Here is a 14879-nt window from a genome sequence, read left to right on the forward strand (position 1 = left end):
CGCGACCATCGCACCCCAAGACGCCCGCCCGGGCGCTGAGGGGGACCCGGGCGGGCGCTCGTGCGGCGTGACGTCAGGCCTGCACCGTCACCTGTATCCCCCGACAAGGTCGGGGCGCACGTCTGTGGGCGAGCACGACGCCGGGGAGAGAGCCGTCCACCCCAGGAGCGCTCCTCGTCGTGCTGCGGCGCGACCGCTGCCGGCTGTGAGGACCCCCCTGTCTGGCTCGAGACAGCGACGCGCTCTCGCAGGATATCGGTTTGTCCCCCGCGGCGGCTAGTACCTGCGCTGACCCAGTTCGGGCTCGCTAGTCCTCGGCGTCCACCGCGGGCTCCGGCACCACGTCCTCCTCGGCGAGGGCGTGCCGTCCGACCACCAGCGCCCCGATGCCGGTGGTGAGCGGAACCGCGAGCACCAGGCCGATCGAGGACACGAGGGTGCGGACGACCTCCTCGGCGATCTCCGCGCCCGTGAGGGTCACGCCCAGCGACGAGTTGTAGAGGCTGATCAGCATGATGGTGGGCAGCGCGGCGCCCACGTACGCGAAGGCGATGGTGTACACGGTGGACGCGATGTGATCGCGACCGATGCGCATGCCTCGCTGGAAGAGGTTCCACCTGCTGATCTCGGGACGCGCAGCCCTCAGCTCCCAGATGGCCGAGGCCTGCGTCACCGTGACGTCGTTGAGCACGCCCAGACCGGCGATGATGATGCCGCACAGCACGAGGCCCTGGAGATCCACGGATCGGCCTGACAGCTCCAGATGGCTGCCCTCCTCCGACCATAGCCCCGTGAGACGGGAGGCGTCGACGGCCCACCATGCGAGCAGCGCGGTGATCGTCAGCCCCGCGAGGGTGCCCAGGTAAGCGGTCGTGGTGCGGGCGTTGAACCCGTGAGCGAGGTAGAGCAGCACCGCGAGCGCGCCCGACCCGGTCACCAGTCCGGTGATGAGCGGGTCCGCGCCCCCGAACAGGGCGGGAACCGTGAAGAACACGATGATCCCGAACGCCGCCACCAGGCCCAGGAGCGCCCCTATCCCTCGCCACCATGCGATCGCGATCACCAGCACCACATAGACGATGAGAAGCAGCAGCAGGGGTCCGTCGCGCTCGAAGTCGCCGAAGATGAGCTCGCCGGTCTCGAGCTGCAGCGCCCGGACATGATCGCCCACCTCGTACGCCGACGTGCCCAGGGCGGGCGGCGGCAGCTCCTGCGGTCCGGCGTCCTCGTCGCCGTCGACGACGACCTGGGCCGACTCCGACGTCGGGTCGACGTCGACGACCTCGACGGAGACCCAGGTAGCTCCCTCGTAGGTGGTGGGGACGGAGCGCATGAACGACCAGTCCGTGGGCCACACGGCCATCGCTCCGAGGACGGTGAGGAACAGGACGGCGCCCACGATCGAGGACAGCACGATCGTGGTGCGCTCGGAGGCGCGCGGCGCGCGCTCGAGTCCGTGCGAGTGGCCAGCGCCCATCAGAGCGCGCCCGTCACCGCGAACCTGGCCGGCGCATCGGCTCCCATGCCGTCGCCGCTACGCGCCCACCAGGCGCGTCGCGAGGTAGGCCTGCACCTGGGTCAGCCCCACCCGCTCCTGCTGCATGGTGTCGCGGTCGCGGATGGTCACAGCCTGGTCATTCTGCGTATCGAAGTCGACGGTGATGCAGTAGGGCGTGCCGATCTCGTCCTGGCGGCGGTAGCGCTTGCCGATCGCCTGGGTGACGTCGAGGTCGACGTTCCACGCGCCGCGCAGCTCCTTCGCGAGCGCCTCCGCGGTGGGCAGCAGCTCCTCGGACTTGGACAGCGGGAGCACGGCCGCCTTGACGGGCGCGATGCGCGGGTCGAGGTGCAGCACGGTGCGCTTGTCGACGCCGCCCTTGGTATTGGGAGCCTCGTCCTCGTCGTAGGCCTCGACCAGGAACGCCATGAGCGAGCGGGTCAGGCCTGCTGCGGGCTCGATCACGTAGGGCGTGTAGCGCTCGTTGGTAGCGGGATCCAGGTACGAGAGGTCCTTGCCGGAGTGCTCGGAGTGCGTCGACAGGTCGAAGTCGGTGCGGTTGGCGATGCCTTCGAGCTCGCCCCACTCGGAGCCCGTGAACCCGAACCGGTACTCGATGTCCGTGGTGCCCTTCGAGTAGTGCGACAGCTTCTCCTGGGGGTGCTCGTACAGGCGCAGGTTGTCAGCGCTGATGCCAAGATCCGTGTACCAGGCGAGTCGGGTGTCGATCCAGTACTGATGCCATTCGTCATCCGTGCCGGGCTTGACGAAGAACTCCATCTCCATCTGCTCGAACTCACGGGTGCGGAAGATGAAGTTGCCAGGCGTGATCTCGTTGCGGAACGACTTGCCGATCTGGCCGATGCCGAACGGCACCTTCATGCGCGAGGTCCGCTGCACGTTGTCGTAGTTCACGAAGATGCCCTGCGCGGTCTCCGGGCGCAGGTAGTGCAGCCCGGACTCGTCCTCCGTGACGCCCAGGTAGGTCTTGAGCAGCCCGTTGAACATCTTGGGCTCGGTCCACTGGCCCCGGGTGCCGCAGTTGGCGCACGCGACCTCGGCCAGCCCGCCCTCGGGGGCGCGGCCCTTCCGCTCCTCGAACTCCTCGAGCAGGTGGTCCTCGCGGTAGCGCTTGTGGCAGCTCAGGCACTCGACCAGCGGGTCGACGAACGCCTTCAGGTGACCCGACGCCTCCCAGACCTTGGGCGGCAGGATGACCGACGAGTCCAGGCCGACGATGTCGTCGCGGCTGGAGACCATGGAGCGCCACCACTGGCGCTTGATGTTCTCCTTGAGCTCGACGCCGAGCGGCCCGTAGTCCCACGCGGAGCGTGTCCCTCCGTAGATCTCGCCGCACGGGAACACGAAGCCGCGGCGCTTCGCGAGCGAGATCACGTTGTCTAGACGGGACGGCTGTGCCACAGGGACGCTCCTTGAGGGGTCAGTCGGGATGCCCGCACAGTCTAGCGGCGCGCAGCGTGAGGGCCGATGCGCGGGCTCGGTCCCGGGAATGACTGCGGCCCCGGCTCGAGGAGCCGGGGCCGCAGTGCGTTCGTCAGTGCGTCGCTCAGCCCTTGACGGCGTTCTTGAGCGCGGCGCCAGCGGAGATCTTGACGACGCGCGACGCCGGGATCTCGATGGTCTCGCCGGTCTGCGGGTTGCGGCCGGTGCGCGCGGCGCGGTCACCGGTGTCGAACTGGGCGAAGCCCGTGAGCTTGACGGCCTCGCCGGCGACCAGAGCCTCGGTGACGGTGGCCTCGAAGGCCTTGAGCGCATCAGCTGCCTGTCCCTGGGTGATGCCAGCGGACTCCGCGATCTTGGAGGCGAGGTCGGAACGAGTGAGAGCCATGGTTGTCCTTTCACGCCCGGCGAGTGCCGTCGGGCTCGATGAGACCGCGCCGGACGGCGCGGACGAGGGGGCGCGGCACCATGTGGATGGTGCCATCGACGGTCACGGGCACGAGGTCCGCGGCCGTCGTCTTCCACTGCGCGCGACGCGTTCGCGTACGCGAGCGGGAGGTCTTGCGCTTTGGTACAGCCACGACCCTACCCCTGTCTCGCCTTGAAGCGCGGATTTCGCTTGTTGATCACGTAGGTCTTGCCGCGCCGGCGGACGACGATGGCGCCTTCCTTGCGGGCCAGGGACCTGATGCTGGCTCGGACCTTCACGAGGCCTCCTTTCCATAGCGGCGCTTGAAGCGCTCGACGCGGCCGGCGGTGTCCATGACCCGCTGCTGGCCGGTGTAGAACGGGTGGCTCGCCGCAGAGATCTCCACGTCGATGACGGGGTACGTGTTGCCGTCCTCCCACTCGATGGTGGCTTCGGACGTGCGCGTCAAGCGAGTGAGGAACGCAGTGTTCGCCGCCTTGTCGCGGAACACGACGGGCTCGTAGCGCGGGTGAATGCCCTGCTTCATGGCGTCACCAGCTCGACTTCGTCACGCCGGGCAGCTCGCCGCGGTGGGCGGCCTCGCGGAACTTGACGCGTGACAGACCGAACGTGCGCAGGTTGCCGCGGGGCCGACCGTCGCTCACGCCACGCACGCGCAGCCGTGTGGGGCTGGCGTCGCGCGGAAGGGCGTGGAGCGCCTTCATGGCCTCGGCGCGCTCCTGCGCGCTCAGGTGAGGGTTGACCGATGCACGCTTGAGCTCGCGGCGACGCTCCGCATAGCGCGCGACCACCTCCTCGCGCTGCCGGTTGCGGGCGATCTTGGACTTCTTCGCCATCAGCGTGTCTCCTTGAACTCGACGTGGCGACGGATCGCCTTGTCGTACTTGCGAATGACGAGCCGGTCCGGCGTGTTGCGGCGGCTCTTGGTCGTCACATAGCGGGTGCCGGTGCCGGCCGTTGACTCGAGCGTGATCTTGTCCCGCATGTCCTTGGACTTCGCCATCAGACCTTCTCCCCTCGCGCGATCATGCGTCCCACCACGGCGTCGATCCCGTCGCGGTCGATGACCTTGATGCCCTTGGTGCTCACGTTGAGGGTGACGTTGCGTCCCAGGCTGGGCACCCAGTAGCGCTTGCGTTGGATGTTGACGTCCCAGCGCCGCTTGGTGCGGCGGTGGGAGTGGGAGATCGAGTTGCCGAAGCTCGGGACGGCTCCAGTGACCTGGCATCGCTGTCGTGACATGGTCGGCAACAGTAGTAAATGATAATCGTTCTCGTCAAGTGCTACAGTGCTGGCCATGACCGACATGTTCACCATCTCGACCCTCGCGACCATCGACCCGGTCGTGCGCGCTTCCGCGACGCTCGGCCTCACCCTCGACCGTGCCGACACGGTCGTGATCACGCACGACATCCTTGAAGGAGGGGTGCGCCGCACGGTGGCCGACGCCTCGGGCGTCCTGGAGACCACCATCACTCCCCTGGCGCACGCGTGCGTCTCGTGCGCGATCCGCGAGGACGTCCTGCCCACCCTGGTGGGCCTGCGCCGCCGAGATGCCTGGCAGCACGCCGTGGTCGCGCTGCCCGTGACAGCCGAGCCCGCACCGCTGGTGCGCCTGCTCGATGCCGCGCTCAGCCCGGATGGCTCGCTCGCCGGCGCCGCGTTCGGCACGGTCACCGCGGTGGTCGATGGCACCCACCTGCACGACGACGCCTTCTCGGACCAGTGGCTCTCCGATGTCGGACGTGCGCTGCACGAGGACGACGACCGCGTGGTAGCAGAGGCGCTCGCTCCGATCCTCGCCGCCGCGGACCTCATCGTGATGTCCGGCGATCAGCCCATCTGTGAGGAGGCGTTCGCGGTGGCCGACCACCTGCGCGGCGACGGCGCGCGCGTGATCGGCGCGGCGCTGTCGGAGCTCTCCGCAGTGATGCTCGGGCGTGCCCACGGGCGCGGCAAGGACTGCCTCGAGCGCGCCGATCCCCTGCGACCGCCGCGGCGCACGCCGCGCGACCGCGCGGGGGTATGGACGCTGCGGCTCTCGAGCGACCGGCCCTTCGACGCCGGCCGGCTACGCGAGAACCTCCACCGGCTCGCCGACCACCGGGTGCGCGCACGCGGCCACTTCTGGATCGCGTCGCGGCCTGGCGCCGCGTGCATCTGGGAGGAGGCGGGCGGCCAGCTCAGCGTGGGCGAGGTGGGCACGTGGGAGGGGCGCAGACCTCGCACCGAGATCCTCGTCACCGGCATGGGCGACGAGCGGGACACCATCGCGCAGGCCTTCGCTGCGGCGCTGTCCTCTCCCGCTGATGCGCCCAGCGAGGACAGGCTGGACGACTGGTTCGGCGAAGCGGACGGGTCCGAAGCCGACGCGGCCTGACACCTTTCAGCGGCTCACTGCGCGCCGTCGACCTGGCGGTCTCACTTTTGACAATGATTATCACTGAGAATACGCTGGTGTCCATGCTTCGCACCCCCCTGATCCTCGCTGGCTGCGCCGTGGGCGCCTTCCTGGCGGCCGGCTGCTCGCCAGCCGGCTCCACCGATGACGCGAGCGGCAGCACGGACGCCGCGCTCACCGTGGGCGCCTCGCTGTATCCGCTGCAGTTCGTCGCCGAGCGCGTGGGTGGCGACTCTGTCGAGGTCGTGTCGCTCATCGCGACGGGCGTCGAGCCCCACGATGCCGAGATCTCCCCCGCGATGGTCCGCCAGATGCAGAGCATGGATACGGTGCTGACCCTGTCGGACTTCTCGGCTGCGGTGGACGAGGCCGTCGACGCCACGGGCGTGCGCGCCGTGGACGCCCACGCGGTGGTGGACGAGCACGGCCCAGAGGTCGCGCACCACGCCGAGGAGTCGCACGCAACTGATGGGCACGACCACGAGGACGAGGACCACGCGCACGAGGATGAAGACTCGCACGAGGGTCACGACCACGGCGCTCTGGACCCCCACTTCTGGACCGATCCGAGCATCTTCGCGGAGTTCGTTCCCGCCGTGGTCGCCGAGTACTCGGAGCTGGATCCTGACAACGCCCAGGCGTATGCCGACAACGGCGACCGGCTGGTCGCGCAGCTCACGGAGCTGGACGACGCGTTCTCCGAAGGGCTCGCGACATGCGAGCGACGCGAGATCTTCGTCAGCCATGAGGCCTACGGCTACCTGGCGATGCATCACGATCTCGTCCAGGAGGGCCTCTCCGGCCTCGACCCGGAGGCGGAGCCGTCCCCCGCGCGCGTCCGCGAGATCCGCGATCAGATCGCGGGCACGGGCGCGACCACCATCTTCACCGAGTCGCTGGTGAGCTCTGCCGTCGCGGAGAGCCTGGCCAGCGACCTGGGCGTCACGACCGACGTGCTCGACCCGATCGAGTCCGCGGTCGACGGTGACGACTACATCGCGATCCAGGAGCGCAACCTCGACGCCATGAGGAGCGGACTTGGCTGCGCCTGAGCCAGACGTGCTGCTCGACGGCAGCCACGACGCCCCGCCCGCCGTGACGGCGCGCGGGGTCCGCGTGCGGCTGGGCGGGCACGAGGTGCTCCACGGCGTCGACCTCGACGCCTTCCCCGGCGAGGCAGTCGCGATCATGGGCGGCAACGGATCGGGCAAGTCGACGCTCGTCCGCGCCGTCGTGGGCGCCCTTCCCGCCTCGGGCGGATCCATCGAGATCTTCGGCGCGCGCCGTGCACGCTCGGTGGCCTCGCGCATCGGCTATGTCCCGCAGCGCGCATCCGCTGGCGGCGGCGTCACCGCCACGGCCCGCGAGGTCGTACAGTCCGGACTGTTGGGCGCCTCGCAACTGCGGCTTCCCCGCGACTCAAAGGAGCGCGCGATGCGGGCGCTCGACGAGCTCGGCGTCGCTGACCTGGCACGGCGCGATGTCGCCTCGCTCTCCGGAGGTCAGCAGCAGCGCGTGCTCATCGCGCGTGCACTGGTGCGCGAGCCGGACCTGCTGATCCTCGACGAGCCGATGGCGGGAGTCGACGTCCCCAGCCAGGAGGCGCTGGCGACCGCTCTCACCGCCCGCCGGGATGCCGGCGCGTCGATCATCGTCGTCCTGCACGAGCTGGGACTGCTCGGTCCCCTCGTGCACCACGCCGTCGTGCTCGACCAGGGCTGCGTGACGCACATCGGCGAGCCGCCGCGGGCGCTGGGCCTCCACGCCCTGCCCGGCCACGACCACGAGCACCCCCACGCGGACGCCGCCGAGCCCGATGGATCCACCTTCGCCTGGGAGGTGCGGCCATGATGGACCTCATCACGGACCCGATCGTCCAACGCATGATGATCGTCGCGGTGCTCGTCGGACTCTCCGCGCCCGTGGTCGGGACCTACCTGGTCCAGCGCCGCATGGCGCTGCTCGGCGACGGCATCGGGCACGTCGCCCTCGCCGGCGTCGCCGCCGGCTGGCTGGCCGGATCGTGGGCCGGCCTGGCCGAGCAGGATGCGCTGGCGATCCCCGGCGCGGTGATCTTCGCCGTGGCGGGCGCGGTCGTGATCGAGCGACTGCGCTCACGCGGCATCGCCGCCGCGGACGTGATCATGGCGATCCTCTTCTACGGTGGCATCGCGACCGGAGTGCTGCTGATCTCGGCCGCCGGTGGCTCCAACGCCAACCTCATGGGCTATCTCTTCGGGTCGATCTCGACCGTGAGCTGGGCGGACGTGTGGGTCACCGTCGGCCTCTCGCTCGCGATCCTCGTCATCGGCATCGGCCTGCGGTCGGCGCTGTTCGCGGTGACGCACGACCAGGAGTTCGCGCAGTCGACCGGGCTTCCGGTCGCGGCGCTGAACCTCGTGGTCGCGGTGCTCGCGGCCGTCACCATCACCGCGTCAATGCGGGTGGTCGGCGTGCTGCTCGTGAGCGGGCTGATGATCCTTCCGGTCGCGATCAGCCAGCTCGTGACCCGCTCCTTCACGCGGACCATGACCGCCGCGATGGTGATCGGCGTCGCCATGTGCGTCACCGGCGTGGGCATCACGCTGTTCCACGATCTTCAGCCAGGCGCGCTCATCGTCGTGCTCGGAGTGGTCCTGTACACCGTGGTAGCGTCCAGTGCCGGGCTGGTGAGGCACCGCAGGCGCCAGCGCGACCACGCCGCGATCTCCCACGAGGCTCGGCCGCACACGGAAGGAGCCGCCGCATGACCGATGCGAAGGCATCCCCCGCCCCGCGCATGACCAAGCAGCGCGCGGCCATCCTCGATGTGCTCGACGGCACCGACGAGTTCCGGTCCGCCCAGGCCTGGCACGACCTGCTGCGTCACGACGGCTCCTCCGTGGGACTCGCGACCGTGTACCGCTCGCTCCAGGCCCTAGCCGAGACCGGCGAGGTCGATGCGATCGTGACATCGTCCGGCGAGACGCTCTACCGCCGCTGCGGCGCGGTCAACGAGCATCACCATCACCTCCGCTGTCGCGTGTGCGGCACCGCGGACGACATCGAGGTGCCCGAGTTCGAGGAATGGGCGGCGCGCATCGCCTCCGAGCGCGGCTTCGCCCGCATGGATCACACCGTCGAGATCACGGGAGTGTGCGCGGACTGCACCGCGAAGGGCCACTGATGCCCGGCGTTCCGGCCTTCATCTTCGACGGCCCATGGTGGGGGCTGTTCGCGTTCCTCTTCTGCGTGGTCCTGCTGCGGACGCAGGCGACGTACTGGCTGGCGCGCTGGGCGCGCACGGGAGCCGATGCGGTGGCCGACCGTGCGGAGGACCGCGACAGCCGTCGGGCCGGCTTCGCGCGCCGGCTCTCGGGGCCCGGCATGGAGCGTGCGCGCGCGTTCATCGAGCGTCGCGGCTTCCTTGCGATACCGCTGTCCTTCTTCACGGTCGGCTTCCAGACGATGGTCAATGCGGCTGCAGGCTACGCGCGCATGCGCTTCGACCTGTACACGCTCGCGATGATCCCCGGCTGCCTCGCCTGGGCCACCATCTACACGGCGATCGCGCTGTCCCTCTGGGAGGTGTGGCTGCGGTCACCGTGGCTGCTGGCCGCGGCCGTGCTCGTGCTCGCAGCGGCTGTCGTGGGCCTCAACCTCTGGCGCCGCAGGGCAGTCCCGGCAGCTCCGGCCGACCCCACCTCGCCCTACGCGTCCTAGGCGGCGCCGAATCGGCGGTTGCGCCGCGCGAACTCCTCGATCGCGGCCCACAGGTGGGTGCGGTCGACATCGGGCCACAGCACATCCGAGAAGACGTACTCCGCGTATGCGGCCTGCCACGGGAGGAAGTTCGAGCTGCGCTGCTCCCCACTCGAACGCCAGAACAGGTCCACGTCGGGCATGTCGGGCTCGTCGAGGTGCGCTGCGAGCGTCCTCTCTGACACGCGCGAAGGATCCAACTCCCCCGCCGCCACCTTCATGGCGATGGCTCGCGCCGCATCGGCGATCTCCGCCCGACCGCCGTAGTTGACGCACATGGTCAGGGTGAGCACGTCGTTGCTCGCGGTCATCTCCTCGGCGCGCTCGAGCTCGTCGATGACCGACTTCCACAGCTTGGGCCGGCGGCCGGCCCACCGGACCCTGACGCCCCACTCGCCCATCTGATCGCGACGGCGGCGGATCACGTCGCGGTTGAAGCCCATGAGGAACCGCACCTCGTCGGGGCTGCGCTTCCAGTTCTCGGTGCTGAACGCGTACGCGCTGACGTGCCGCACGCCGATCTCGACCGCGCCCGCCACCACGTCGAGCAGAGCCGCCTCTCCCCTGGAATGGCCCTCCGTGCGAGGAAGCCCCCGCTGCTTGGCCCACCGCCCGTTGCCGTCCATCACGACGGCCACATGCGCCGGCACCGCGTCGCGCGGGAGGTCGGGGGGCGTCGCACCGCCAGCGTGCGGGAAGGGTCGGGCATGACTCACGCTGGTCACCCTATCCCCGCGCGGCGCGGCGCCTCGCCCGACCGGTGCCTCACGAGGCGCGTCACCCTCGGTCGACGTGCGTGAGCGACCTGACCTTGCGCTCGAGGTGGAACTGCGCATACGCGGCGATGAGTCCTGCGGCGTCGCGGCGGTGCCGGGCCTCCGACGCGTCGGCCGCCTGCCAGTCCCCCGACAGCAGGGCCTCGAGCAGCGAGAAGGTCTCCGGAGCTGGCGCGGCCGAGCCGGGGGGACGGCACGCCTCGCACACGGCCCCTCCGCTGGCGACCACGAACGCCCGGTGCGGCCCCTCGCGCCCGCAGCTCGCGCACGCGTCGAAGCTCGGCTCGTACCCGGCGAGCGCGAGCGAGCGCAGCAGGAAGCTGTCGAGGACCATGCCAGGGTCGTGCTCGCGCCGGCTCAGCGCCCCGAGCCCGCCGTGGAGCAGCCGGAACTGGTCCCACGCGGGCTCCCTCTCGTGGTCGACGAGCTTGTCCGCGGTCTCCACCATGGCGGTCGCGGCGGTGTAGAGCGCGTAGTCCTCCGCTATCCGGCGCGCGTAGGGCTCCTTGGTCTCCACCTGGCTCACGATGTCGAGGTTGCGCCCCTCATAGAGCTGCACGTCGACGAGCATGAAGGGCTCGACGCGCGAGCCGATGCGGCTCGCGGTCCTGCGCACGCCCTTCGCGACAGCCCGCACCTTGCCGTGGCGCTTGGTGAGCATCGTGACGATGCGGTCAGCCTCACCCAACTTGTGGGTGCGCAGCACGATCGCGTCGTCTCGGTACAGGGGCACGCCCCATTGTCCCCCGCCGGCGCACCTGCATGGGGAGGCACGCAAACGTTCATCTCGACCCCCCACAAATGGGGATACCGCGCGCCGGTCGCCCGGATTACCTTCAGAGGTGCGACGGCGTCACCGTCGCGCCGCTCGGCACGCGGGGGATGCCGAGCAGGCGCGACAGTGGCGCCACGAGCATGTCTGGGGCACGACGCACCTTCGCGATCCTGCGCGCACCCTGGCTCACCCCCGGTTCACGTGTCAGACAGCACCCGGCCGAGCGAGATCGTGCGGTCCTCGACCCATCCGAGCGACGCGTACAGCGCGACCACCGCGGCGTTCGACTCCCTCACCTGCAGGTTCACCTTGCGGCACCCCAATCCGTGGAGCTCGACCACCGCATGCTCGACCAGCGCACGCCCGATCCCCTCACGCCGGCGATCGGGCGCCACCGCGAGGTGATAGAGCCACCCCCGCACCCCGTCGTACCCTGCGAGCACCGCGCCCACGACCTCGCCAGAGCCAGCGGGCGCATCGGCCCCGGCGACCGCCACCCAGAACAGCTCCGGATCGCGCGCGAGCTTGCGCTCGATCATGGCGCGAGGCTCATTGCGCGGCGGATCGTCCGGGAAGCACGTGCGCCACAACGCGGCTACGGCCCCCGCGTCGTCGGGCTTGAAGCAGCGCACGAGGACCGTCGAGCCGCTCATGCGTCCGCCGCCTTGAGGTGAGCGTTGATGGCCGCGAGCGCCCGAGCGATGGCCGCCACGTCCGAGTCCATGGCCGGACCGATGAAGTGCTCTCGCACCAGCGCGAGGTGACCCTCCCTGACGTCGTCGAGCGCCTCGATACCTGCACGCGTGAGCCTCACCACGCGACGGCGCTCGTCATCCGGATCCACCGCACGCGTGCATCGTCCGGAATCGACGAGTCGGTCCACCTGGTACGTGAGGCCCGACTTGGACACGACCATGGTGCGGGCGATCTCCGTCATGGTCAGCCCGTGCGGCTCGCCCTGCAACGCGAGCAGCACTCCGTATTGGGCGTGCGTGAGGTCGCCGTCGAGATGCAATTGCTGCTCGATCAATGGCATGAGCCGCGCGTGCACCTCAAGAAAGGCACGCCACGCACCCATGGCGTCCCGGGTCATCGGCGCGACGTTCCACTTCACTGCCCACCTCCGGAATAAGTTCGAATACGAACTAGTTTACCGGTTCGCTTTAGTTCAAACTCGAATCAATCAGGAGGTCTCCATGTCCACCCTTGGCATCATCGGCGCTGGCAACGTCGGCGCGGGGCTCGCGACCGCGGCGTCGCGAGCGGGTCACAACGTGCTCATCACCAACACGGCCCCTCAGAGCGAAAGACTCGCGGCGGTGGCCGCGGCAGCCGGCGCCACCGCCGCGTCGGCGCGAGTCGCCCTCGGCGCGGACCTCGTGGTGCTCGCACTGCCCTATCGCGCGGCCGTCGACTTCGCCACCGCGCATGCTCCCGACCTCGCTGACCACATCGTCATCGACGCGACCAACCCCCTGACGGAGGACTTCTCGTCCCTCGAGACCTTCACAGGATCACCCGCCGCGGTCGAGATCGCCTCGGCTGCTCCGCAGGCTCGCGTGGTCAAGGCGTTCAACACGGTGTTCGCCTCGACGTACACCCACGAGCAGCTCGCCGCGGCAGGCGTGTACGTGCCCGTCGCGAGCGACGACTTGGCAGCGGCAGACGCGGTCATCGACTTCGCGCGCTCCCTGGGCTTCGACGCCGTGCACGTGGGAGACCTGTCCACCGCAGGGTTCCTCGAGGCCACAGTCATGACACTGATCCACCTCGGCTTCTTCCAGGGTCACGGCGCCGACCTCGGCCTGAGACTGGTGCGCGGCTGACGGGCGCGTCAGGGCGCGGGCCACGGCTTGACAGGCCCGCGCCCTCGCGTCACCGGCCCGCGCGATTGACCGCCGAGATGATCGCCTTGAGCGTCGCCGTGGTGATCGAGGGGTCGATGCCGACGCCCCAGTAGATCTCGTCGGCGATCGCGCACTCGACGTAAGCGGCCGCCTGGGCGTCGCCGCCTCCCGTCATCGCATGCTCGTGATAGTCGAGCACCTCGACCTTGACGCCGCGCGTGCCGAGTGCGGCCACGAAGGCGTCCACCGGCCCGTTGCCCGAGCCTTCGACGGTGATCGCCTGGTCGCCATCACGGATGTCGGCGGAGAGCGTGTCAGGGCCGTCGTCCGAGCTGGTGGCGCGGGTGCCGTGCAGAGCGAACCTGCCCCACACTCGGTCGGGGTCGTCGGCCGGCAGGTACTCGTCGTGGAAGATCTGCCAGATGTCCTCCGCGGTCTGCTCGGCTCCTGTCGAGTCGGCAGCGGCCTGGACTACGCGCGAGAACTCGATCTGGAGACGGCGCGGCAGGTCGAGATTGCGCTCCGTCTTGAGCAGGTACGCGACGCCGCCCTTGCCCGACTGGCTGTTGACGCGGATCACCGCCTCGTAGGAGCGTCCCACGTCCTTGGGGTCGATCGGCAGGTACGGCACGCCCCACACGAGATCGTCGATGCTCACGCCGTCGCGCTCCGCGCGCGCCCGCATGTGGTCGAAGCCCTTGTTGATCGCATCCTGATGGGAGCCGGAGAAGGCCGTGAAGACGAGGTCGCCGCCCCACGGGTGTCGTGGGTGCACGTCGAGCTGGTTGCAGTACTCGACCGTGCGCCGAATCCCGTCGATGTCGGAGAAGTCGATCTGCGGGTCAATGCCCTGGCTGAACAGGTTCATGCCCAGCGTCACGAGGTCCACGTTGCCGGTGCGCTCGCCGTTGCCGAACAGGCATCCCTCGATGCGGTCGGCGCCGGCCATGTACCCCAGCTCCGCTGCCGCGACGGCGGTGCCGCGATCGTTGTGCGGGTGCAGGCTCAGCACCACGGACTCGCGGTAGTCCAGGTTGCGACTCATCCATTCGATGGAGTCCGCGTAGACGTTGGGCGTGGCCATCTCCACGGTCGCCGGCAGGTTGATGATGACCTTGCGCTCGGGGGTCGGCTTCCACACGTCGAGCACGGCGTTGCACACCTCGACGGCGTACTCGAGCTCGGTCCCCGTGTACGACTCGGGGCTGTACTCGTAGAACACCTGGGTGTCGGGGATGGTCTCCTCGAACTTCTGGCACAGCATCGCGCCGTGCGTGGCGATGTCCTTGATCTCGTCCTTGTCCGCGCGGAACACGACCTCGCGCTGCAGCACCGACGTCGAGTTGTACAGGTGCACGATCGCGTTCTTCGCGCCTCTGATGGACTCGTAGGTGCGCTCGATGAGGTGCTCGCGGGCCTGCGTCAGCACCTGGATGATGACGTCGTCGGGGATGCGATCCTCATCGATGAGGGTGCGCACGAAGTCGAAGTCCGTCTGGCTCGCGCTCGGGAAGCCCACCTCGATCTCCTTGTAGCCCATCCGGACCAGGAGGTCGAACATGCGCAGCTTGCGCTCGACGTTCATGGGCTCGATGAGGGCCTGGTTGCCGTCGCGCAGGTCGACCGCGCACCAGCGCGGGGCCCTATCGATGCGCTTGCCAGGCCAGGTGCGGTCCGGCAGGTCCACGTGGATCTGCTCGTGGAACGGGCGGTACTTGTGGATGGGCATCGGCGACGCGGTCTGGTCGCCGGAGGTGTAGTAGTCGCTCATGTCTGAAGGTCCTTCGTCGGGGTCGGGGCTGATGTCAGCCGGCGCGACAGCCTCCGCGACGAGGAGCCGGCCTGGTACTAGGCCTCGTCGCGGCGACGAAGGAGCAGCGAGCGTGCACGCATGCGTTCACCATAGCGGACGCCCGATGCGCGGGTCACCTCGCGCACCGGGGCGCGCCT

General features: G+C 69.5%; 21 protein-coding genes. 7 read left to right on the top strand and 14 right to left on the bottom strand.

What is annotated here, in order from left to right:
- Positions 1-307: 307 nt before the first annotated feature.
- The 9 genes from B7K22_RS01070 to rpmB form a co-directional block, all read right to left on the bottom strand.
- On the bottom strand, positions 308-1477 hold the full coding sequence (locus B7K22_RS01070) for a YibE/F family protein (RefSeq protein ID WP_084037955.1): 1170 nt from the start codon (positions 1475-1477) through the stop codon (positions 308-310).
- A 57-nt stretch (positions 1478-1534) separates the two neighbouring features.
- Positions 1535-2920 carry a glycine--tRNA ligase gene (locus B7K22_RS01075; RefSeq protein ID WP_084037956.1) on the bottom strand — a complete coding sequence of 462 codons (1386 nt, stop codon included), beginning with the start codon at positions 2918-2920 and terminating at the stop codon, positions 1535-1537.
- A 145-nt stretch (positions 2921-3065) separates the two neighbouring features.
- On the bottom strand, positions 3066-3347 hold the full coding sequence (locus B7K22_RS01080; RefSeq protein WP_084037957.1) for an HU family DNA-binding protein: 282 nt from the start codon (positions 3345-3347) through the stop codon (positions 3066-3068).
- Between the two features lie 10 nt (positions 3348-3357).
- A complete protein-coding gene (rpmF, locus tag B7K22_RS01085) occupies positions 3358-3540 on the bottom strand; it encodes a 50S ribosomal protein L32 (RefSeq protein WP_084037958.1) in 183 nt (60 codons plus the stop codon).
- A 4-nt stretch (positions 3541-3544) separates the two neighbouring features.
- Positions 3545-3667 carry a type B 50S ribosomal protein L36 gene (gene ykgO / locus B7K22_RS01090; RefSeq protein WP_084037959.1) on the bottom strand — a complete coding sequence of 41 codons (123 nt, stop codon included), beginning with the start codon at positions 3665-3667 and terminating at the stop codon, positions 3545-3547.
- Complete coding sequence (locus B7K22_RS01095) at positions 3664-3915, bottom strand: type B 50S ribosomal protein L31 (protein WP_084037960.1); 252 nt, start codon at positions 3913-3915, stop codon at positions 3664-3666. Before B7K22_RS01095 ends, ykgO begins: the two co-directional genes overlap by 4 nt.
- A 4-nt stretch (positions 3916-3919) precedes the next feature.
- Entirely contained in the window at positions 3920-4225 is a 306-nt protein-coding gene (gene rpsN / locus B7K22_RS01100; RefSeq protein ID WP_084037961.1) for a 30S ribosomal protein S14, read from the bottom strand.
- Positions 4225-4392 (bottom strand): 50S ribosomal protein L33, encoded by a 168-nt coding sequence (rpmG, locus tag B7K22_RS01105; protein ID WP_084037962.1) that lies wholly within the window; start codon positions 4390-4392, stop codon positions 4225-4227. The genes rpsN and rpmG overlap by 1 nt, the downstream gene beginning before the upstream one ends.
- A complete protein-coding gene (rpmB, locus tag B7K22_RS01110) occupies positions 4392-4631 on the bottom strand; it encodes a 50S ribosomal protein L28 (protein WP_084037963.1) in 240 nt (79 codons plus the stop codon). Before rpmB ends, rpmG begins: the two co-directional genes overlap by 1 nt.
- Positions 4632-4686: 55 nt before the next feature.
- On the opposite strand from rpmB, the gene B7K22_RS01115 reads away from it, so the two are divergent.
- From B7K22_RS01115 to B7K22_RS01140, 6 genes are all read left to right on the top strand, one after another.
- On the top strand, positions 4687-5769 hold the full coding sequence (locus tag B7K22_RS01115; RefSeq protein WP_084037964.1) for a GTP-binding protein: 1083 nt from the start codon (positions 4687-4689) through the stop codon (positions 5767-5769).
- Positions 5770-5852: 83 nt separating this feature from the next.
- Positions 5853-6842, top strand: coding sequence for a metal ABC transporter solute-binding protein, Zn/Mn family (locus B7K22_RS01120; protein WP_144276185.1), 990 nt, complete (start codon positions 5853-5855; stop codon positions 6840-6842).
- Positions 6829-7641: a metal ABC transporter ATP-binding protein gene (locus B7K22_RS01125; protein ID WP_234983252.1), complete on the top strand. Its 813-nt coding sequence runs from the start codon at positions 6829-6831 to the stop codon at positions 7639-7641. The genes B7K22_RS01120 and B7K22_RS01125 overlap by 14 nt, the downstream gene beginning before the upstream one ends.
- Positions 7638-8540, top strand: coding sequence for a metal ABC transporter permease (locus B7K22_RS01130; protein ID WP_084037967.1), 903 nt, complete (start codon positions 7638-7640; stop codon positions 8538-8540). Before B7K22_RS01125 ends, B7K22_RS01130 begins: the two co-directional genes overlap by 4 nt.
- A complete protein-coding gene (locus tag B7K22_RS01135; RefSeq protein ID WP_084037968.1) occupies positions 8537-8956 on the top strand; it encodes a Fur family transcriptional regulator in 420 nt (139 codons plus the stop codon). The genes B7K22_RS01130 and B7K22_RS01135 overlap by 4 nt, the downstream gene beginning before the upstream one ends.
- Entirely contained in the window at positions 8956-9492 is a 537-nt protein-coding gene (locus B7K22_RS01140; RefSeq protein WP_084037969.1) for a DedA family protein, read from the top strand. The genes B7K22_RS01135 and B7K22_RS01140 overlap by 1 nt, the downstream gene beginning before the upstream one ends.
- Here B7K22_RS01140 and B7K22_RS01145 read toward each other — a convergent pair.
- The 4 genes from B7K22_RS01145 to B7K22_RS01160 all read right to left on the bottom strand — a co-directional run bounded on the left by B7K22_RS01145 (position 9489) and on the right by B7K22_RS01160 (position 12175).
- The gene (locus B7K22_RS01145) at positions 9489-10247 is read right to left on the bottom strand and encodes an isoprenyl transferase (RefSeq protein WP_371327637.1); all 759 of its coding nucleotides are present in this window, start codon (positions 10245-10247) and stop codon (positions 9489-9491) included. The two genes, B7K22_RS01140 and B7K22_RS01145, sit on opposite strands and share 4 nt — an antisense overlap.
- Before the next feature lie 61 nt (positions 10248-10308).
- A complete protein-coding gene (gene recO, locus B7K22_RS01150; protein WP_084037971.1) occupies positions 10309-11040 on the bottom strand; it encodes a DNA repair protein RecO in 732 nt (243 codons plus the stop codon).
- A 239-nt stretch (positions 11041-11279) separates the two neighbouring features.
- Positions 11280-11735 carry a GNAT family acetyltransferase gene (locus B7K22_RS01155; protein WP_084037972.1) on the bottom strand — a complete coding sequence of 152 codons (456 nt, stop codon included), beginning with the start codon at positions 11733-11735 and terminating at the stop codon, positions 11280-11282.
- Positions 11732-12175: a MarR family winged helix-turn-helix transcriptional regulator gene (locus tag B7K22_RS01160; protein ID WP_084037973.1), complete on the bottom strand. Its 444-nt coding sequence runs from the start codon at positions 12173-12175 to the stop codon at positions 11732-11734. The genes B7K22_RS01155 and B7K22_RS01160 overlap by 4 nt, the downstream gene beginning before the upstream one ends.
- On the opposite strand from B7K22_RS01160, the gene B7K22_RS01165 reads away from it, so the two are divergent.
- Positions 12159-12908, top strand: coding sequence for an NADPH-dependent F420 reductase (locus B7K22_RS01165; RefSeq protein WP_255372160.1), 750 nt, complete (start codon positions 12159-12161; stop codon positions 12906-12908). The genes B7K22_RS01160 and B7K22_RS01165 overlap by 17 nt on opposite strands.
- A gap of 49 nt (positions 12909-12957) precedes the next feature.
- Here the strand turns inward: B7K22_RS01165 and leuA are convergent, their stop codons facing one another.
- Positions 12958-14700: a 2-isopropylmalate synthase gene (leuA, locus tag B7K22_RS01170; RefSeq protein ID WP_084037975.1), complete on the bottom strand. Its 1743-nt coding sequence runs from the start codon at positions 14698-14700 to the stop codon at positions 12958-12960.
- Positions 14701-14879: the final 179 nt, after the last annotated feature.

This window comes from Demequina sp. NBRC 110053 (genome assembly GCF_002090095.1).
In the GTDB taxonomy this organism is placed as follows: domain Bacteria; phylum Actinomycetota; class Actinomycetes; order Actinomycetales; family Demequinaceae; genus Demequina.